An 18,864-nucleotide genomic window follows, 5' to 3' on the forward strand; every position below is an offset into this window, starting at 1 on the left:
GAAGTAACTTTGCAGGGGATACTTCAGAGTGTCAAATATCGAGTGGTTAAGCTTTGGCAAAGACGAAGGGTCGGGTACGCGACAAGCGGCGCCCGGGCGTGCGACGAGGGCCCCGGACGGCTGTCCGGGGCCCTCGTGCCGGGGGTGCTGTCAGGCGAGCGGCCGCAGTGCGGCCGGGCGGGGCGTCTCGGGGGACGAGGTGGACGGCGAGGCGGCGGACGCCAGGGGGGCCGGGTTCTGGGTGCCGGTGGTGTCGTGGACCTCGACGTGCTCCCGGCGGATCTCCTCCCGGATCACCTCCTCGGTCGTGTACCGCTCGACGACCAGACGCACCCGCTCGACGGGGGCCAGGTACTTGCGGGTCACCGCGCGCTCCTCACGGAGGGTGACCTCCTCGACGGCCTCGGCGATGTCCTTCTCGGTGAGCGCGGCGCGCTCGGCCTCGCTGACCGGCGTGCGCTCGACCCGGACGCGCTCGCGGATCACCGGCACGCGGCGCTCGACCTGTTCGGTCGTCACGTACTTGCGCAGCTTCGCGGTGCCGAGGGTGTGCCACTCGGTGGTGATCTCCAGCCGCTCCTCGCGGCAGGTGATTTCGACCGGGCTGTTGGGGGCGGCCGGTGCGGCGCCGGCGCTCGCGGCTGTCGTGGTGGCCGCCGTCGGGATGGGGGCGGGCTGCGACTGCGCCTTCGGTTCGGCGGCGGGCGCGTGGGTGGTGAGCGCGGAGGAGTCGGCCGAGGCGGGCGCGGCCGCCGGGGGTGCGGTGGCGGCGGGGGCGGAGAGGGTCCGGACCTCGGGCTCCGGGGCGGTCCTGGTGGTGTCGGCGCCCGCCACGGCGGCGGCGGGCGCTGCCGTGGCGGGCGTCCGGGCCGGGGCGGGCTCGGGGGAGCGCTCCGGGGTGTGGAAGGTGAGCGACTTCGCCGGGGCCGCCGCGCCGGTCGCGGCGGCGGCCGCCGCCGTGGTGCCGAAGTCGAGGTCGGGCTGCTTGGGCCGGCTCCCGTTCTCGCCGTTCGGGCGGCTGTCCATCGGGGTGTCGAGCCCGTAGTAGCGGTACAGCTGGAGTTCCTGGGCGGGGGAGAGGTGCTGGCCGACGCCGAAGTCCGGTGACTCCTTCACCAGTGACTTGTCGTACGGCACCCGGAGCTCGTCGCCGGAGAACTCGCTCGTGGTCAGCGGGACGAAGGCGTCCCGGCCGAAGATGCCGGTCCGGACCGCCGCCCACTCGGGGCGCCCGGTGGCGTCGTCCAGGTAGACCTCGTCGACCGTGCCGATCTTGTCTCCGTTGCGGTCGACGGCCTTGTGACCGATGAGGTCCCGGGGGTCGATTTCGGTCTGCACTCTTTCCTCCCGTGCACTGAGCCTGCGGAACTCCTGCAGGAGGGCGGTCGGAGCGCCCTTCCGTCCACAATTTCATACCAAAAGCCACTAATCGGACAGGCGCGACCAGGGTGCGCCGTACGGGGTGCGAGCTGCGCCCTCCGGGGGACGCGCGTAGACCTCGAACGACCTGACGCAGCCGTGATCGGGGGGCCTCCCGCTGGTACCCTGGGCGGCGACCGCAGAGCCCGCTCGGGAGAGTCTCCGATCACGAAAGCCGCTGGTCGGAGCGCCGAAGGAGCAACTCCTCCCCGGAATCTCTCAGGCATCCGTACCGTGTGGGGTAGGTCACTCTGGAAAGCAGGGCAGGAGCGTCGGCACGGAAGCCGGCGATCACCACCCTCACCGACGGTGCAAGCCGGCGGAGCGCCCACAGCGCCCCGTGCGGGTGAAGCTCTCAGGTCCCGATGACAGAGGGGGAGGCCTGTCGGGTCCGCCCGCCCAGGCTTGTCCGCTGCTCGCAGCGGCGAGGCCGGCCGGCGTGCGTACCCCCGCCGGTCCGTGACCAGGAGGCCTCGACCACCATGAACGCCCAGCCGAACGCGGGACGCCCCACCGGCGCCTCGACCCTCACCGAGCTTGAGCTGGCCAGCCCCTTCGAGAACCGCCACATCGGCCCCGACGCCGCCGCCCAGGAGAAGATGCTGGCGTCCGTCGGCTACGGCTCGCTGGACGAGCTCGCCGCCACCGCGGTGCCCGAGGCGATCCGTTCCATCACCGCCCTGGACCTGCCCGCCGGCCGGACCGAGGCCCAGGTCCTCGCCGAGCTGCGCGAGCTGGCCGGCCGCAACCAGGTGCTCCAGCCGATGATCGGCCTGGGCTACTACGGCACCTTCACCCCGCCGGTGATCCTGCGCAACGTCATGGAGAACCCGGCCTGGTACACCGCCTACACCCCGTACCAGCCGGAGATCTCGCAGGGCCGCCTGGAGGCGCTGCTCAACTTCCAGACCCTGGTCTCCGACCTGACCGGCCTGCCGACCTCCGGCTCCTCGCTGCTGGACGAGGGCACCGCGGCCGCCGAGGCGATGGCCCTCGCCCGCCGCGTCACCAAGGTCAAGGGCGGCGTCTTCCTGGTCGACGCCGAGACCCTGCCGCAGACCGTCGCGGTGATCAACACCCGCGCCGTGCCGACCGGTGTCGAGGTCGTCGTCGCCGACCTCTCCGAGGGCATCCCGGCCGAGATCGCCGAGCGCGGCGTCTTCGGCGTGCTGCTCCAGTACCCGGGCGCCACCGGCGTGGTCCGCGACCTCGCCCCGGTGATCGAGCAGGCGCACGGCCTGGGCGCGATCGTCGCCGTCGCCGCCGACCTGCTCGCGCTGACCCTGCTCAAGTCCCCGGGCTCGCTGGGCGCCGACATCGCCTGCGGCACCTCGCAGCGCTTCGGCGTGCCGATGGGCTTCGGCGGCCCGCACGCCGGCTACCTGTCGGTGCGCGCCGAGTACGCCCGCTCGCTGCCCGGCCGCCTGGTCGGCGTCTCCGTCGACGTCGACGGCAACCGCGCCTACCGCCTGGCGCTGCAGACCCGCGAGCAGCACATCCGCCGCGAGAAGGCCACCAGCAACATCTGCACCGCGCAGGTGCTGCTCGCCGTCATGGCCTCGATGTACGCCGTGTACCACGGTCCGGACGGCCTGGCCGACATCGCCCGCCGCACCCACCGCTACGCCGCCGCCCTCGCCGAGGGCCTGCGGGCCGGCGGCGTCGAGCTGCTGCACGGCGAGTTCTTCGACACCGTCACCGCCGTCGTCCCGGGCCGCGCCGCCGAGATCGCCGCCGCCGCCCGCGCCAACGGCATCAACGTCCACCAGGACGGCGCCGACCGGATCTCCGTCTCCACCGACGAGACCACCACCCGCGAGCACCTGGCCGGTGTGTGGGCCGCGTTCGGCGTCCCCGCCGTCGAGGTCGCCGAGGCCGCCGAGACGCTGCCCGCCGCGCTGCTGCGCGAGGACGAGTACCTGACCCACCCGGTCTTCCACAGCCACCGCTCCGAGACCGCCATGCTGCGCTACCTGCGCCGCCTGTCGGACCGGGACTACGCGCTGGACCGCGGCATGATCCCGCTGGGCTCCTGCACCATGAAGCTCAACGCGACCACCGAGATGGAGGCGGTGACCTGGCCCGAGTTCGGCCAGCTGCACCCCTTCGCGCCGATCGACCAGGCCCAGGGCTACCTGACCCTGATCCGCCAGCTGGAGCAGCAGCTCGTCGAGGTGACCGGCTACGACGCCGTGTCGATCCAGCCGAACGCGGGCTCGCAGGGCGAGCTGGCCGGCCTGCTGGCCGTGCGCGCCTACCACCACGCCAACGGTGACACCCAGCGCGACGTCTGCCTGATCCCGTCCTCGGCGCACGGCACCAACGCGGCCTCCGCCGTGATGGCCGGCATGCGCGTGGTCGTGGTGAAGACCCTGGTCGACGGTGACGTGGACGTCGAGGACCTGAAGGCCAAGATCGAGCAGCACCGCGACAACCTCGCCGTGCTGATGGTCACCTACCCGTCCACCCACGGCGTGTACGAGACCCAGATCACCGACATCTGCGCCCTGGTGCACGAGGCCGGCGGCCAGGTCTACGTGGACGGCGCCAACCTGAACGCCCTGGTCGGCCTCGCCAAGCCGGGCAAGTTCGGCGCGGACGTCTCGCACCTGAACCTGCACAAGACCTTCTGCATCCCGCACGGCGGCGGCGGCCCGGGCGTCGGCCCGGTGGCGGTGCGCGCCCACCTGGCGCCGTACCTGCCGAACCACCCGCTGCAGTCGGAGGCCGGCCCGGCCACCGGCGTCGGCCCGATCTCGGCCGCGCCGTGGGGCTCGGCGGCCATCCTGCCGATCTCCTGGGCGTACGTCCGGCTGATGGGCGGCGAGGGCCTCAAGCACGCGACCCAGGTCGCCGTGCTGAACGCCAACTACATCGCCAAGCGCCTGGCGCCGCACTTCCCGGTGCTCTACACCGGCCCGGGCGGCCTGGTCGCGCACGAGTGCATCATCGACCTGCGTCCGCTGACCAAGGAGACGGGCGTGACGGTGGACGACATCGCCAAGCGACTGATCGACTACGGCTTCCACGCGCCGACGATGTCCTTCCCGGTGGCCGGCACGCTGATGATCGAGCCGACCGAGTCCGAGGACCTGTACGAGATCGACCGCTTCTGCGAGGCGATGATCACCATCCGTGCCGAGATCGACAAGGTCGGCTCGGGCGAGTGGGCGGCCGACGACAACCCGCTGCGCAACGCCCCGCACACCGCCGCCACGCTGGCCGGCGACTGGGCGCACGGCTACTCGCGGCAGGAGGCGGTCTTCCCGGCGGGCGTGAACCCGGCGGACAAGTACTGGCCGCCGGTCAGCCGGATCGACGGCGCCTACGGCGACCGCAACCTGGTCTGCTCCTGCCCGCCGCTGGACGAGTACGGCGTCTGACCGGACCGGACCCAGGAGGTCCGGCAGGTGACGACAGGGCCCCGGCGGAGCTTCCGCCGGGGCCCTGTCCCTCGTGCCGGTGGAGTCGGCGGCCGCCCCCGCCGTACGGTCGGACCGGGTGGTCAGGCCGCGTGGGCGACGGGGCGGCGCGGGGCGATCACCCGGCCGTCGGGCAGCAGTTCTCCGGTGTCCTCGAACAGGACCACGCCGTTGCAGAGCAGGCTCCAGCCCTGCTCCGGGTGGCGGGCCACCGACACGGCCGCCTCGCGGTCCTCGGACTCGGCCGACGGGCACTCAGGACGGTGCTGGCACATACGCGTACCCTCGCTTCGCTCTGCGATCCTCCCCGTGGTGCGGTCTCCGGAGGTCGTGCCGTCCGGAGCCGCCGCGGTGGTCGGATCCTGTCCGCGCGCCGGCCAAGTGTGGACCGGCGCTCAAGTGGGTAGGACAGGTGGTCCTTCCACGCTGGTTCCCAGTGTCGGCATCGCGGGACCCGCGCGCAGGGATTTCGTGACATGCGCCACAACTCCCGGGTAGAGATCACCCGTTCAGGTGGGGCCGGCGGGAAATGGCACACCGGTGGGTCAGCCATGAGATGGCCCGTTCGGACCATGCCGGATGGCCCGGACGGGTGGTCTCGGGTCGGATGGGGCGCGGGCGCGGAGCTTCGGGGCGGGTGTGCGATCGCGGGTGGGGGCCGCCGGGCGGGTGGGCCCGGCGGCCCGAGGGGGCGCCGATCGGAGAGCCGAACGGATCGCGGATCGCGTCGCCGATCGGCTCGTCGTCCGTCAGGCGGAGCCGAGCAGCAGCGGCCTGGCGAGCGGGGCGCGGGCGAGCAGCGGCAGCAGTTCGGCGGCCGGGCAGGCGCGGTGCGCGGTGACGCCGAGCGGGGCCGGGGCCAGGGGGATCAGCAGGTCGCCGTCCGGTTCGGTGTCGGGGCTGTGCAGCCAGAGCGCCGTGGCGTACTGGCCGGGGAAGGTCAGCAGCCGGGGCTGGCGGCGGGTCCGGGAGCCCTGGGCGAGCTGCCAGGCCTCGCGCAGCGCCCGGACGGTGGAGTCGAGGTAGGGGCCGGCGGTGAAGTGGGAGAAGCTGTGGCCCTCGGCGCTCTGCACGACCTCGGCGGCGGCGGCCACCTCCGCGCCGTCCTTGATCAGGAAGCGCCAGCCGATGCGGCGGGCGGCCGGGAGCTCGGGGCGCGGGCCGTTCAGGACGTGCACCGCGAGCGGGTGGGCGGGGAGCAGAGGGCCGGTCGGACGGCGCAGCGCTGCGGCGGCGGGCTGGCGCAGCGCGGTCTCCGAGTCGAGCGCGCCCAGGACCGCGCGCAGGGCGCTCGGCGGGGGCTGGGGGGTTTGCAGAGTCATGGCGGGGTCCGCCTCTCCGTGCGAGATCGGCGTGCGAGTGCGTCATACCGGCGTGGAGGGGCGACGCGTCTTCGGTGACGGGGCCCGGCCGTGTCCGGTTGTGCAGGATCGCGGTGCCGGCGCGGTCGCCGCCGTCGACGGGGGGTTCGGGGCGGGGTGGACCGGCCGGAGCGCTGTGCTAATTCGAACAGGTGCGCAGGGTGATCTGTTTATCACAGGCTGTGGTGGCGAGCAAGTCCACAGTTCCTCTGATTTTCCGTCAGATGCCTTGCATTGCAAGCCAGTACGCGCATTCGGGTATCGATCTTCGAGGTGGGCATGATGCTTGCACGGTCGGTCGACCGGGTGCTCGACGGGGTGGCTCTGGAGGAGGGGACCGTGGGCGAGAAGGTCGTGGCGACTCGGGCGGAGCTGGCGGACCGGCAGCTGTACCGACGCAAGCTCCACGCGTGCCAGGAGGCGCTCGGACGGATGCTCCGGGAGGACCGCTTCGACCGGCCGCGGGCGGTGATGGGCCTGGAGATCGAACTCAACCTGGCCGACGAGCAGGGCCTGCCGGCGATGAACAACGCGCAGGTGCTGAGCTCGATCGGCTCCAGCGACTTCCAGACCGAACTGGGCCGGTTCAACATCGAGGTCAACATCACGCCCCACCGGCTCTGCGGGCACGTGTTCGAGGAACTGCGCGAGGAGATCGACACCGGGCTGCGCTACGCCGACCGGAGGGCGGCCGAGGCGGGCGCCCGGATCGTCATGGTGGGCATCCTGCCGACCCTGGAACACGCCCACACCGGGCTCGACGCGATGAGCCACAACCAGCGGTACAGCCTGCTCAGCGACCAGATCCTGGCCGCCCGCGGAGAGGACATCGCGCTGGACATCGAGGGGGTCGAGCGCCTCCAGCTGGAGTCGATCACCATGGTGGCGGAGGCCGCCGCCACCTCGCTCCAGCTGCACCTCCAGGTGACCCCGGAGCGGTTCTCCTCGGTGTGGAACGCGGCCCAGGCGATCTGCGGGCCGCAGCTCGCGCTGGGCGCCAACTCGCCCTTCCTGTTCGGTCGGGAGCTGTGGCGGGAGACCCGTCCGGTGCTCTTCCAGCAGGCCTGCGACACCCGGACGGCGGAGCTCAAGGCGCAGGGCGTGCGCCCGATCACCTGGTTCGGCGAGCGCTGGGTGGACTCGGCGTACGACCTGTTCGAGGAGAACCTGCGGTACTTCCCCGCCCTGCTGCCGATCTGCGACGACGAGGACCCGATGAAGGTGCTGGCCTCCGGCGGCGCGCCCAGGCTCGCCGAGATGCGGCTGCACAACGGCACCATCTACCGCTGGAACCGCCCGGTCTACGACATCGCGGGCGGGGTGGCGCACCTGCGGGTGGAGAACCGGGCGCTGCCGGCCGGGCCGACGGTGGCCGACACCCTGGCCAACGCCGCCTTCTACTACGGGCTGGTACGGGTGCTCGCCGAGCAGCCCCGGCCGATCTGGACCCGGCTGCCGTTCGAGCGGGCGGACGAGAACTTCCAGCAGGGCGCCCGGTACGGCATCGACGCGGTGTTCCAGTGGCCGCGCTCGGGGCGGGCCGGGCGCGGAGGCGGGCTGCAGACCGTGTCCGCGGTCGACCTGGTGCTGAACGAACTGCTGCCGATGGCCCACCAGGGGCTGGACGAGTGGGGAGTGGAGCCCGCCGACCGCGACCGCTACCTGGGCATCATCGAGCAGCGCTGCCTGCGCCGCGCCAACGGCGCGTCCTGGCAGACGGCGACCTTCCACCGGCTGCGCGAACAGTACGGGATGGACCGGCCGGCCGCGCTCGCGGCGATGACCAGGCGCTACGCCGAACTCATGCGCGGCGGCGAACCGGTGCACACCTGGCCGGTGGGCTGAGAGCGGCGACCCGACTCCCCTCCGGGGCCCCGCGGCGGTTGTGTCAGGATGATCGCTCCGGCGGTCGGCCGACGGCCGGAGCGACCGCCCGTCCGCTGGAGCCCCCGTGACCACCGCCCCGACCGCGCCGGAGACCGCGAAGCCCAGCCGTCGGCTGTTCGGCGTGGAGCTGCTGATCGTCCTCGGCCTCTCCCTCGGGGCCAGCGGGATCAGCGCGCTGATCAGCTTCACCGGCTCGCTCACCGAACCGATCAAGCTCGGCCAGCAGGTCGCCACGCTGAACGGCTCACGGGCGCCCGGTCGGCCCTGGCTGGACCTGGTGTGGCAGCTGTACTCCATCGGGCGCGGGCTGATGCCGGTCGTGCTGGTCGGCTACCTGCTGGTCCGCGAGGGCACCGCGCTGCGGGTGCTGGGCTTCGACCTCGGGCAGAAGCTGCGCGACCTGGGGCGGGGCGCCGCCGTCGCGGCCGCGATCGGCGGGTCGGGGCTGGCGCTCTACCTGGCCTCGCAGGCGGCCGGGTACAACCTGACGGTGGCGCCGTCCGGGCTGCCGGACGTGTGGTGGCGGGTGCCGGTGCTGGTGGCCTCGGCCTGGCAGAACGCGATCCTGGAGGAGGTCGTCGTCCTCGGCTACCTGCTGCGCCGGGTGGGGCAGCTGGGGTGGTCCTGGCCGGCCGCGGTGGCGGTGAGCTCGGTGCTGAGGGGCTCGTACCACCTCTACCAGGGCGTCGGCGGGCTGATCGGCAACATGGTGATGGGCGTGGTGTTCTGCCTGCTGTACCGGCGGTGGGGGCGGGTGATGCCGCTGGTGGCGGCGCACGCGCTGATCGACACCGTGGCCTTCGTCGGGTACGCGCTGCTGGCCGGGCACGTCAGCTGGCTGCCGACCCCTTGAGCGACAGCGCCCCGGCGCGCGGCGGGTGGGCGAGCAGGCGGTCGACGTGCCGGCGCTCCAGGCCCTGGCCCGGGTCGACGGGCAGCAGCAGGCGGTCCCGGCGCCACTGGGAGCGCAGGACCAGCCGCTGCGGGATGACGTCGTCCACCCAGGCGAACGGCCGGCCCGCGGCGTAGCGCAGCAGCGGGGCCCACTTGGCGGCGGAGAACAGCTCCATCAGCGGCACCCGGGGGTCTCCGGGCTGCGGGACGTAGCCGGTGAAGACGACCACCGGGAGCGGGTCCAGGCCGATCGCCGGGGCGATGTGGGTGTTGGCGTGCTCCTCCCAGAGCGACGGGTCGCCCTTGCACCTCCAGGATGCAGGCCCGTGCAGCTGACTGGAGAGTAGAACCATGGCTCGCAAGCCTGCCGGACCGGTGCGATATGTCGACCTGCTTCTGCGGAAGTCGCAGGTCGTCCGGGGTACGGCCGCCCGGGACATCCTGTCGCTGAAGGCCCAGGAAGTGAAGGGCCGGGACTGGGCCAAACGGGACGGGTACGAGATCCGGCGGATCTTCCGCGAGAACCTTTCGGCCTACAAGAAGGGCGTGAAGCGTCCCGAGTTCGACGCGGCCGTGCACGCGCTGCTCGAAGGCGATTCGGACTGCCTGTGGGTCTACGACTCCTCCCGCTACTCCCGACAGGGCGCGGGCGACGTGCTCAAGATCCTGGACGTCCCGGGCAAGCGACTCGTGTTCGACCTGGACCGGCTGGACACCGACATCCCCGCCGACCGCTCCCGCATCGTCGGCAAGGCGGAGGATGCCCGCGAGTACAGCCGCGTGCTGTCGGAGAAGATCCGGGACACGAAGGCCACGCAGCGCGACGAGGGCAAATGGCTGACGATGCCGCCCTACGGGCTGAAGGTCACGAAGAAGCGCAAGCTCAAGCCAGGCAAGTTCTGGCCGGTGATCGAGCGCATCCACCGGGAGGCCGCGGAAGGCAAGTCGAACCGGAAGATCGCGCTGGGGCTGACCGCCGACGGCATCCGGGCGACGCGGGGCGGCCCGTTCCGCTCGAACACGGTGGGCAAGATCCTGCGCAACCCGGTGTACCTGGGGTGGCAGGTGGTCACGGTGAACGGGCACCACCAGCTCTACCTGAACGCCAAGGGCAAGCCGGTGCGCGTGTTCGCCAAGGGGGTGGAGGGCATCCCGCAGGAGGTCTGGGACAAGCATCGCAAGATCGCGGCGGGGATCGACCGGCGCACGAACCTGCCGACCGTGGAGGATCAGGAGGAGAAGCCGGTGGAGCGCTCGCCCGCGTCGGGGCTGATGTGGTGCGACGGCGGGGGCCGCGATCCGAAGAAGGGGCACAGCGCGACGATCCACGGCCAGTCGTTCCGGTGCGGCCCGCTCAACCTCGGCTTGACGACCTGCCCCGACCCGGTGAGCGGGATGCGGACCTCGGTGGAACGCGTCCTCGGGGAGGAATGGCGCAAGAAGGTGACCACGAGCAGCCCGCTGGACCCGGTGATGCTGGCCGTCGCCGAAGGCTGGGTGGCCCTGGCACACCCGGAGGAGAGCCAGAAGGAGAGCGAGGCCCGGGGGCAGATCAAGCTGGCGGAGGAGGCCGTGGCCAAGCTCGACCGGCTCAACGCGGGCGGCGCGTACACCGGCCGCGACGGCGAGGAGACGTTCATCAAGCTGCGCCGCGCTGCGGTGGAAGACGTGGAGAGCGCCCGGAAGGACTGGGAGGCGGTGGCTCTGCCGATGGCGGACATCTCGGTGCTGAGAGATCCCGAGCGCTGTCTGAAGCTGTGGGAGTCCGGGGACGCGCACTACCGGGGTCAGTTGCTGCGGTTGGCGATCGAGCGGGTGTTTCTGCTGAAGGCTCCGTACTCGGGTGCGCGGTTGAAGGCGGACCGGCTGTTCATCGTGTGGAAGAAGCCGCGCGGCTGGAAGGCCCCGAAGCCGGCGGCCGGGGAGGGGAGCTGTTGACCGGCCCGGCTTAATGCCTATGAGACTTTCTCTCGTAGGGAGTTGGGGGTTCGCTGTTAACCGCTTCCTCTCAATACATATGGACAGGTGCGCGCACTCGAACGTGCGTGGCTTCGCGGGAGACCCCGGCACTGCGCCGGGGTCTCTCTCATTTGCTCCGGGATTCGTCCGCAGGCGAGAGCGAGTGCTGCGCCTGCGCTTGTTCATGATCACCGCGTTTCGTCGGGGGGAGGAGCGCCGGACATGGAGACCACCACGGCCCGGTGCCGGGTATGCGGGGTGCGGCCCCAGGCCCGGGACGGCCCGCAGCCGCTCTGCGGAGACGACCGCTGCCGCAGGGCCTTCACCCTGGCGCAGGAGTCCCAGCGCGCGGCCCTGAGAGAGCTTGCGGACCCCGCGCTGTGCGGCCAGTGCGGCGAGCCGTCGGGCAGGCGGCCCGCCCACGCCGGGCAGGTCACCTACTGCGAACGGTGCGCGGCCGACCGCCGGGTGCGCCGCCGTGAGGACGCCCGCCGCGCCGAGCTGATGGAACGTGCAGCAAACGGGCCCCGGCCGTGCCACAACCCCCGGTGCACGGGCGTCGTGGACGCGGCGGCCGACCCCCGTAGGCGCTACTGCTCCGACAAGTGCTCCCGCGCGGCCGAGCACGCCCGCCGCAAGGCCAGGCAGGCCGGTCGAGACCCCGCCGAGAAGCCCCGCCCGTGCCGACGCTGCCGCTTCCGCAAGGAGGTGATGCAGTTCCCGGACGGCGTCTGCCGCGCCTGCCAGGCCGAGCAGCGCCGCCGTCTCAAGGATCGCCGGGAGTCGATCCGCCGCAGCGTGTCACAGCGGTTCGGCGACCGGTGCGCGTACTGTCCGCCCGCACTGGCCACGCCGGGCGAAGTCCTGGACCACGTCCGGCCGGTGGCGCGCGGCGGGCTCACGGAGATCGCCAATCTCCGCTGGGCCTGCCGGGACTGCAACACCGACAAGGGCGACATGCTGCTGACCGAGTGGATCTCACCCCGCGAACGCCTGACCCCACCTCAGATTCGGGGGGATGTCGTGACGTGCGCAAACCCCCCGACCCCCTGACCCCAGGGAGGGGGCCGCACCCCGACCCACCCCCGCCGATCCCCTTGCCCAGAGCGGGCCGAACCCCGCCCGATCCCCCGACCATGATCACCAATTTCGGGGCTGGTGAGGCCGTCCGCGTGCCGTTTCACCCCGAGCCCCCTGGTGATCATGAACCCCGCCACCCGACCGACTGAAGGACCCCCAACCGTGATCCACCCGCTCTCCCTCGCTGCCCGCCGCAAGGCCCTGGACCTGTCGGTGGCCGAGGTCGCCGACCGCGTCGGCGTCCACGTCGCCACCGTCTACGCCTGGGAGGCCGAGGACAAGACCCCGACCCCCACGCACTACCTCACGTGGTGCAACGCGCTCGGTCTGACCTACCGAGACGTGGTCAACCACGAAGCATGGGACGACAACCCGGACGCCGAGTTCCTGTTCCTCTCCCCCCTGCTGCGCCTGCGCCGCAGGGGGGACCAGTACTTCATGAGCGGTGAAGCGAAGCTGTTCCGCGCCCCCGACGGCTACCGGCCGCCGACCGCCGCCGAGCTGTTCGCCGAGGCCCCCGCCGTTTCGGCCGGCTGACCGCCCCGACACCCGAACTACCCAGCCCCGTCCCGCAGATGGCCGGGGCTTTCGCGTTCCCGCCGCAGCGGCGGGAACTCCAGGAAAGGCGCCACCCCATGACCAGCAACACCTTCGAGATCACCGACGTCGTCGCCGTCAGCCTGGCCCTGATGCGCTCGAACTCCGTCCTTGGCGAGTGCGTGATGCGCGACGCGGAGGCCGCGTTCACCGGCGGCCGGGGCGACTCGGTACGGGTGCGCACCCCCAAGCGCCGCGTCGCCCAGAACTTCAACGGCACCACCGTCTACACCAAGGTGGAGGAGGGCCACGTGCAGGTGAAGCTGACCGACGAACCGACCGACGCCGCCGCCTTCACCACCAAGGACATGACGCTCAACATCGAGAGCTTCGGCGAGCAGGTCCTCAAGCCCCAGATGGACGCCGTCTCCACCTACGTCGAGAAGTCCGCCGCCGCCCTGCTCAACGCCGCCAGCAAGGCCGCCGGAGCCCGCGTCATCAAGGCCGACGCCAAGCCGGGCGAGCCGGGCCACGTCGTGAAGATGCTCACCGCAGCAGCCGCCGACTTCACCCGCCGCGAGATCCCCGCCACGGACCGGTTCCTCGCCATCGGCCCGGACGTGCAGAACATCCTCCTGGACGTCGAACAGCTCCAGAAGGTCAACGAGGCCGGAGACTCCCACGCGCTGCGCAACGCGACCATGGGCGAGCTGTTCGGCTTCCGCGTGGTCGTCTCCCCGCACCTGGACGGCGCGGTCGCCTTCCACAAGACCGCGTTCGCCCTCGCGGTGCGCGCCCCCTCCGAGGTGCAGGGCGGAGCCCGCTCCGTCTCCTCCGCCGACAACCAGTACGCGCTTCGGGTGACCATGGACTTCGACCCGTCCGTGAAGTCCGAGGTCTCCATCGTGGACACCCTGTGCGGCGTGGCCACCATCGACCCGGCCCGCGCCATCGCCTTCAAGGTCACCCCGCCCGCCGCAGCGTGACCCACCGGGCGGGGCCCCTCCGTCGAGCGGACGGGGCTCCCGCCCGCCCCTGCTCGCCGCCGCCCGCTCGAAGACCGGAGAGACCCGTGCCCGCCGACCACCCCACCCCCGCCGACGCCATCCCCGGGGGTGTCGCCCACCCCGACACCCCCACGCCCGCCGACGCCGCGCCGCCCGCCGTGACCGAGGCTGAGCCCGGACGCCGGCCGGAGCCCGAGCCCGACCCGCGAGACGCCCGAATCGCCGACCTGGAGGCCGAGTTGGCCCATGTCCGCGAGGAGCACAGCGGCGCATCCGTCGAGGCGGACGAGCTACGCGCCCAGGCCGCCGAGGACGCCCGCCGGGCCGAGGCGGAGGAGGTCATCGCCGCGTACTCGCTGCCCCCGTTCGCCGCCGACGCAGCCCGCGCCGCCGCACCCTTCGTGGACCTGGACGAGCTGTGCCGGAACCTGGCCGAGGCCGCCACCCCGCGCCCGCTGTTCGGCCGGGGCGGACTCGACCCCACCGCCCCCGCCAAGCCCGACCACCAGGCCATCGCCGAACGGCTGATCCGCCGGGCATGGTGACCACGAGGCCACCCGGGGCCCCGTGCGTCCGCCTCGCAGCCCCGCATCCCCCCAATAGGGGCATGGAGCACGGGCGCTCCTGTCGGGCCGCGAGGCGGACGCACAGCGCTTTCGTGAGCCCATCAAGGAAAGCGCCGAGGTTCGCACGCCCTCGTAGCCGCGCAGTTCTGTGCGGCTCCCTTGCGAGCAGCCGACGAGTCAGAGTCGATCGGCTTCACGCTTGCCCGACAGACTCCAAAGTCTCCAACTTCCTTGCATTGCGGTCTTGTTGACCATCTTCAACCGCTGGGGCGGTGCACGTCAGTACGTGACGCCGGGCACTACACCCCGGGGGGTGACTCCCTCGTGCGCCTCTTTCCTCTCCGGGGCGTCATAGCAGCCCAGCACCGATGCGCATAGGCATGAACCAACCCTCATGCGCACAGCGTTACACCCATCCACCGAGAGTAGCGAAAGGGGTCTCCCGCGAACGAGATCATCACCGACCTGCGCGCCGGATTCGCCGCCCTGGAGATCGAGTTGGACCCCCAGGAGGACGCCGCGCTCCGCCTCGCCGAGCACCACCTGCGCGACGCCGCGCACTGTGACGACCAGGTGCGCGCGGACGGCCGCCTGATCGCCGGAGGCACCCGCCACGGAGTCATGGTCGCCCATCCCCTGATCGCCGAGGCCCGCCGGCTCCGTGCCGAAGCGGGCCGCCTGATCGCCCGCGTTCGCCTCCCCACCGACGAGATCCCGGCAGGCCGTTCCGCCGCCGCCCGCAACCTCGCCGCCCACCGCTGGGGCAACCGCATCTGACCGCCCGAGCCCCCCGGCCCCGGCCGCCCAACGAACTGGGCAGCCGGGGCCTTTCGTGCGTTCTGGGTCTGACGCCCTACGCTCAGTTGCTGCCGTTTCGGCACGCCCTCTTGACGGCTTCCCTGTCCATGGGAGTGACTGTCTTGCAAGTAGCCGCAACTGACTGGACATGGGAGAGTGCCATGGCACTACGGTTGATCTGGAAGGACGACAAGTCCCCGGATGGGAACTCCCCGACCATCTTCCTTGACGAGGAGACCATGGACCTGCTGTTTCAGGGCTATCGTCTCGACGCCGAGGCCGAGGAAGAGGTTCGGGCCGCGGGCACCGTGCCGGACTACGAGACCGTGGTCCGAATGCCTGCACATGTGGTCGAAGCGATCAGGAAGGCGTGCGATGTCTCGGACGGTGGTGACCAGGCCGGATGAGTTGCTGAAAGCAGCTCAGCGCTCCGCCGTTCACCTGGAGATGCGTGACGGCTACATGCTCGATGATCCGGCCCTGCACGCATGGCAACGAGGCATTCGGCATGATCCTGCTGACCGGTCGGCCTGGTGGCGTCCGTGGCTCGACGTGGTGGCAGAGGCAGTCTCGCGCGGCGTGGAGATTCGTCGGGCCCGGATCGTGTCCGAGCCGGTGAGCGAGTACATCCGGTATGAGTACGACGTGACGTTCCCCAATGTCGTGGCGGGTGAAAAGGTCCGCTGGCTTCCGCGTCGGCAGGCGTCCATGCTCGCCCTGCCGGGCAACGACTTCTGGCTGATCGACGGCCGGCTCGTCGTGTGGGGTCACTTCGCCGGTAACGGTGACTGGTTGGAGAACGAGGCCACCGAAGACCTGACGGCCGTTCAACTCTGCTCCGATGCCTTCGAGGCCGTGTGGGAGCGCGCAACGCCGCACGACGAGTACAAGATCCTCTGATACCAGCAACCACCGGGCAGTCAGCACATGTCGTCGTCGCCATCGTCCAGCGTTGTCGCTGCTCGAAAGGCTCTGGCAAACCGCCTCATTGAGCTACGCAAGGACGCTGGACTCAAGGGCGAGGAGCTGTCTGCCCGGTGTGGCTGGCATCCCGCCAAGACCTCCCGCATCCAGAGCGGCAAGTCCGCGCCGTCCGAGGACGATATCCGGGCATGGTGCCGCGCTTGCGGCGCGGAAGGTCAGATCCCGGACCTGATCGCAGCCGCGCGGGCCGTGGACTCGCTGTACACCGAGTGGCGGCGCATGGAGCGTACTGGGTTGCGAGCCGCCCAGGAGTCGGTGTTTGACCTGTACGAGCGCACACGGCATTTCCGGGTGTACGCCAGCAAGGTTGTCCCCGGCATGGTGCAGACCCGCGAGTACACAGCGGCCGTCCTGCGCGCAATCCAGCGTTCACGAGTCGCCATTGACGACGTAGAGGCCGCTGTCGAGGCTCGAATGGAGCGCCAGCAGATGCTGTTCTCCGGCCCTCGGCGGTTTGCCTTGGTGCTGGAGGAATCAGTCCTGCGCGGGGCGGTGTGCGACGGGGACACGCTGGCTGGCCAGCTTGGGCACCTGATAGCCATCAGCACCTCTCCGAGCATCAGCCTTGGAATCATTCCGACCCGGCCGGACCGTGAGCGGTCTCCAGCCGAAGACTTCTACATGTTCGATGATGCCGTGGTCTCCGTCGAACTGACGGTGGGCTACCTCCGGCACACGGAGCCGAGGGAGGTCAGAGACTACGCAGCCGCGTTCCTGGCCCTGTCGCAGATGGCGGTCTACGGCGGCGAAGCGCGTGCGCTGCTGACTGGCGCGATAGACGCCCTGCGCTGACATCCCGCAATAAGGCGCAAGTTCCTGGCACCGCCTGTAGTCGACTCCCTACGGTCTATCACGCACCCCCCACCGCCACGGCGAAGGAGGACAGACCCATGGCGAGACGCAACCCCAAGCGTGAGTACCGCGAGGTCGTGACCGGTCCCGCGAAGCACGAGGTGAACCAGCCCCCGGCAGGCTGGAGCCCGCTGGCCGACTACAAGGCCGCGAACCCGGCCGGCCGCGCCCCCTCGGTAGGCACGCTGCTTCAGCGGGACGCCGTGCTCGGCTCCTGCCGCTGCCGGAACTGCAAGGCCCGACGGCGCATCGAGGACGGGGAGCGCACTGCGTCGGGGGTGGCCGGTGAGTAGCCAGGAGAGCCCGCAGGAAGCCCCGGAGGGCGATGTCCGGGACGTGGGTCCGGTGGACCCGTTCGAGTGGCTGCACGCCCACCCGTGGCCCCGTGTGCGCCGTTCCGAGCCCCGACCGGTCCTGACGCCGGAGGAGTTCGGCGAGGTGCCCCTGTCGCCCGAGGACCGGACCCGGCGGGCCCGGCTGTTGGCCCGGGTGCGTGAGGAGAACCACCCCTGGCGCTGACGCGCCGGTGTTGACCACCGCAGCGGCCCCGGAAAGGGGCATTCGACGGCCGCGAGCGGACCTCTGGCCCTGCCCCCTCCCCAATCCCCCCGATGGGGCGGGCAGGGCCCACACACTCCCGTCCCGGCCGACCTGGGGAAGAACGGCCGGGGCGGGCAGCACCACCCGGCGGGCATCCGTCCGCCGGGCACGACCAGCACGGAGGTACGGAGATGGGTAAGCGCGGTGGCGGCACCGGTTCCGGTGACGGCGGCAAGCAGCAGGACGACAGCAACAAGGGCTCCGGGCACGGCGGTGGCGGCTCGGACGAGGGCGGCAACACCTCGGACGGCCAGAACCCGGCGGGCGGTAAGTAGCCAGTGACCGGCGAAACGCACAGGGAGGCGGGCCCCCAGGGGCTCGCCTCCGCGCTGGTGGCCAGCGGCGCACTTCAATCGGACTGGCTCCCCTCCTTCGAAGCCGTGGCCCGCGAGCAGTTCGTCCCGGACCGCATCTGGCCGGGCATCGCGGACGGCACGAAACAGAACCCCGCCGTGTATCGCTCGAAGGACCCCGAGGCGTGGCGCAGGGCGGTCTACTCGGATGTCCCGCTGACCACGCAGTGGGACGACGGTGACCACGACGGGGACGGCCTCGGGGTGACCCCGAGTTCGTCCAACTCCATGCCGACGATGGTCGTTTCCATGCTCCGGGACCTGGATGTGCGTCCGGGTGACCGGGTGCTGGAGATCGGTACGGGCACGGGGTGGAACGCGGGCCTGCTGGCCCATCGGCTCGGGGACGCGAACGTGGTGAGCGTCGAGTACGACCCGGAGGTTGCCCGGGGTGCCCGGGAGAACCTTCACCGGGCCGGACTCGCGCCGACCGTGGTCGAGGGCGACGGCCGGGCGGGCTGGTCGCAGGGGGCTCCCTACGATCGGATCATCGCCACGTGTTCCCTGCTGGAGATCCCCGCGGCCTGGCTGGAGCAGTCGGCCCCCGGCGCGGTGATCGTCGCCCCGTTCGGCACCGAGTACGGCGGCGAGCAGGTCGTCCGGCTGACCGTGAACGGCGACGGGACCCGGGCGGTCGGCAGCTTCACCGGCGGGTCCGCGTTCATGAGGCTGCGTCAACAGCGCACCGAAAGGCCCCTGTTCGATGAGTACCTGCACGGGATGGAGTGGCCGGCGGACGGCGTGAGGAGCACCACCACGCTGTCCCCATGGGACACCGGCAAGTGGTTCCAGCAGTTCGTCATCGGCCTCGCTGTTTCGGGCGCGTTCTGGCGGGCCGAGCGCTACAACAGCGGCGCGTACACGCTGTGGATCTACAGCCGCGACAAGCAGTCGTGGGCGTCCGCCGACTACGAGCACGGCCGCACCGAGTACGAGGTGTACCAGTCCGGCCCGCGCAACCTGTGGGACGAGGTGGAGGCCGCCTACCGCTGGTGGGACGACCAGGGCCGCCCCGGACACGAGCGCTTCGGCCTCACCGTCACCCCCGAGGGCCACACCGCGTGGCTCGACAGTCCCGACAACCCCGTCCCCACCCGGGGATGACCCAAGCCCCCGCCGCTCCCCGGACGCCTCAGAGCCCCGGG

Annotated in this window: 20 protein-coding genes and 2 riboswitches; of the genes, 16 read left to right on the forward strand and 4 right to left on the reverse strand. The window is 71.5% G+C overall.

Annotation, left to right across the window (positions count from 1 at the left end; translation table 11 throughout):
* Positions 1–150: 150 nt before the first annotated feature.
* Entirely contained in the window at positions 151–1,338 is a 1,188-nt protein-coding gene (locus ACWD4P_RS09910) for a PRC and DUF2382 domain-containing protein (RefSeq protein ID WP_449779255.1), read from the reverse strand.
* A gap of 222 nt (positions 1,339–1,560) precedes the next feature.
* Positions 1,561–1,664, forward strand: a riboswitch (glycine riboswitch).
* A 1-nt stretch (position 1,665) separates the two neighbouring features.
* Positions 1,666–1,798: riboswitch (glycine riboswitch) on the forward strand.
* 103 nt (positions 1,799–1,901) lie between these two features.
* On the opposite strand from ACWD4P_RS09910, the gene gcvP reads away from it, so the two are divergent.
* Complete coding sequence (gene gcvP, locus ACWD4P_RS09915) at positions 1,902–4,802, forward strand: aminomethyl-transferring glycine dehydrogenase (protein ID WP_359822474.1); 2,901 nt, start codon at positions 1,902–1,904, stop codon at positions 4,800–4,802.
* A gap of 122 nt (positions 4,803–4,924) precedes the next feature.
* Here gcvP and ACWD4P_RS09920 read toward each other — a convergent pair whose 3' ends face one another.
* Both ACWD4P_RS09920 and ACWD4P_RS09925 read right to left on the reverse strand, forming a co-directional pair.
* Positions 4,925–5,116 (reverse strand): DUF5999 family protein, encoded by a 192-nt coding sequence (locus tag ACWD4P_RS09920; RefSeq protein WP_097235094.1) that lies wholly within the window; start codon positions 5,114–5,116, stop codon positions 4,925–4,927.
* 474 nt (positions 5,117–5,590) lie between these two features.
* Positions 5,591–6,163 (reverse strand): hypothetical protein, encoded by a 573-nt coding sequence (locus ACWD4P_RS09925; protein ID WP_449779256.1) that lies wholly within the window; start codon positions 6,161–6,163, stop codon positions 5,591–5,593.
* A gap of 378 nt (positions 6,164–6,541) precedes the next feature.
* On the opposite strand from ACWD4P_RS09925, the gene ACWD4P_RS09930 reads away from it, so the two are divergent.
* The gene (locus tag ACWD4P_RS09930; RefSeq protein WP_449779311.1) at positions 6,542–8,047 is read left to right on the forward strand and encodes a glutamate--cysteine ligase; all 1,506 of its coding nucleotides are present in this window, start codon (positions 6,542–6,544) and stop codon (positions 8,045–8,047) included.
* A 106-nt stretch (positions 8,048–8,153) separates the two neighbouring features.
* Positions 8,154–8,942: a CPBP family intramembrane glutamic endopeptidase gene (locus ACWD4P_RS09935; protein WP_449779257.1), complete on the forward strand. Its 789-nt coding sequence runs from the start codon at positions 8,154–8,156 to the stop codon at positions 8,940–8,942.
* Here ACWD4P_RS09935 and ACWD4P_RS09940 read toward each other — a convergent pair.
* Complete coding sequence (locus ACWD4P_RS09940) at positions 8,920–9,336, reverse strand: hypothetical protein (RefSeq protein WP_449779258.1); 417 nt, start codon at positions 9,334–9,336, stop codon at positions 8,920–8,922. The two genes, ACWD4P_RS09935 and ACWD4P_RS09940, sit on opposite strands and share 23 nt — an antisense overlap.
* On the opposite strand from ACWD4P_RS09940, the gene ACWD4P_RS09945 reads away from it, so the two are divergent.
* The 13 genes from ACWD4P_RS09945 to ACWD4P_RS10005 all read left to right on the forward strand — a co-directional run bounded on the left by ACWD4P_RS09945 (position 9,335) and on the right by ACWD4P_RS10005 (position 18,823).
* Positions 9,335–10,921: a recombinase family protein gene (locus tag ACWD4P_RS09945; RefSeq protein ID WP_449779259.1), complete on the forward strand. Its 1,587-nt coding sequence runs from the start codon at positions 9,335–9,337 to the stop codon at positions 10,919–10,921. The genes ACWD4P_RS09940 and ACWD4P_RS09945 overlap by 2 nt on opposite strands.
* 243 nt (positions 10,922–11,164) lie before the next feature.
* A complete protein-coding gene (locus ACWD4P_RS09950; protein WP_449779260.1) occupies positions 11,165–11,995 on the forward strand; it encodes an HNH endonuclease in 831 nt (276 codons plus the stop codon).
* A gap of 189 nt (positions 11,996–12,184) precedes the next feature.
* On the forward strand, positions 12,185–12,559 hold the full coding sequence (locus ACWD4P_RS09955; RefSeq protein WP_449779261.1) for a helix-turn-helix transcriptional regulator: 375 nt from the start codon (positions 12,185–12,187) through the stop codon (positions 12,557–12,559).
* 98 nt (positions 12,560–12,657) lie between these two features.
* Positions 12,658–13,545 carry a P22 phage major capsid protein family protein gene (locus ACWD4P_RS09960; protein ID WP_449779262.1) on the forward strand — a complete coding sequence of 296 codons (888 nt, stop codon included), beginning with the start codon at positions 12,658–12,660 and terminating at the stop codon, positions 13,543–13,545.
* Positions 13,546–13,631: 86 nt separating this feature from the next.
* The gene (locus ACWD4P_RS09965; RefSeq protein ID WP_449779263.1) at positions 13,632–14,111 is read left to right on the forward strand and encodes a hypothetical protein; all 480 of its coding nucleotides are present in this window, start codon (positions 13,632–13,634) and stop codon (positions 14,109–14,111) included.
* 519 nt (positions 14,112–14,630) lie between these two features.
* Positions 14,631–14,909 carry a hypothetical protein gene (locus ACWD4P_RS09970; RefSeq protein ID WP_449779264.1) on the forward strand — a complete coding sequence of 93 codons (279 nt, stop codon included), beginning with the start codon at positions 14,631–14,633 and terminating at the stop codon, positions 14,907–14,909.
* A 182-nt stretch (positions 14,910–15,091) separates the two neighbouring features.
* Positions 15,092–15,337, forward strand: a complete 246-nt coding sequence (locus ACWD4P_RS09975; RefSeq protein ID WP_363605033.1) for a hypothetical protein — start codon at positions 15,092–15,094, stop codon at positions 15,335–15,337.
* Positions 15,306–15,830 carry a DUF6879 family protein gene (locus ACWD4P_RS09980; RefSeq protein ID WP_449779265.1) on the forward strand — a complete coding sequence of 175 codons (525 nt, stop codon included), beginning with the start codon at positions 15,306–15,308 and terminating at the stop codon, positions 15,828–15,830. The genes ACWD4P_RS09975 and ACWD4P_RS09980 overlap by 32 nt, the downstream gene beginning before the upstream one ends.
* Before the next feature lie 27 nt (positions 15,831–15,857).
* Positions 15,858–16,706 carry a helix-turn-helix domain-containing protein gene (locus ACWD4P_RS09985; protein WP_449779266.1) on the forward strand — a complete coding sequence of 283 codons (849 nt, stop codon included), beginning with the start codon at positions 15,858–15,860 and terminating at the stop codon, positions 16,704–16,706.
* 98 nt (positions 16,707–16,804) lie between these two features.
* Complete coding sequence (locus ACWD4P_RS09990) at positions 16,805–17,059, forward strand: hypothetical protein (protein WP_449779267.1); 255 nt, start codon at positions 16,805–16,807, stop codon at positions 17,057–17,059.
* Positions 17,052–17,285 carry a hypothetical protein gene (locus tag ACWD4P_RS09995; protein WP_449779268.1) on the forward strand — a complete coding sequence of 78 codons (234 nt, stop codon included), beginning with the start codon at positions 17,052–17,054 and terminating at the stop codon, positions 17,283–17,285. Before ACWD4P_RS09990 ends, ACWD4P_RS09995 begins: the two co-directional genes overlap by 8 nt.
* Positions 17,286–17,497: 212 nt before the next feature.
* Positions 17,498–17,641: a hypothetical protein gene (locus ACWD4P_RS10000; protein WP_363605038.1), complete on the forward strand. Its 144-nt coding sequence runs from the start codon at positions 17,498–17,500 to the stop codon at positions 17,639–17,641.
* Positions 17,642–17,644: 3 nt separating this feature from the next.
* Complete coding sequence (locus tag ACWD4P_RS10005; RefSeq protein WP_449779269.1) at positions 17,645–18,823, forward strand: methyltransferase domain-containing protein; 1,179 nt, start codon at positions 17,645–17,647, stop codon at positions 18,821–18,823.
* Positions 18,824–18,864 lie beyond the last annotated feature (41 nt).

The sequence above is a fragment of the Kitasatospora sp. NPDC002543 genome (genome assembly GCF_053594915.1).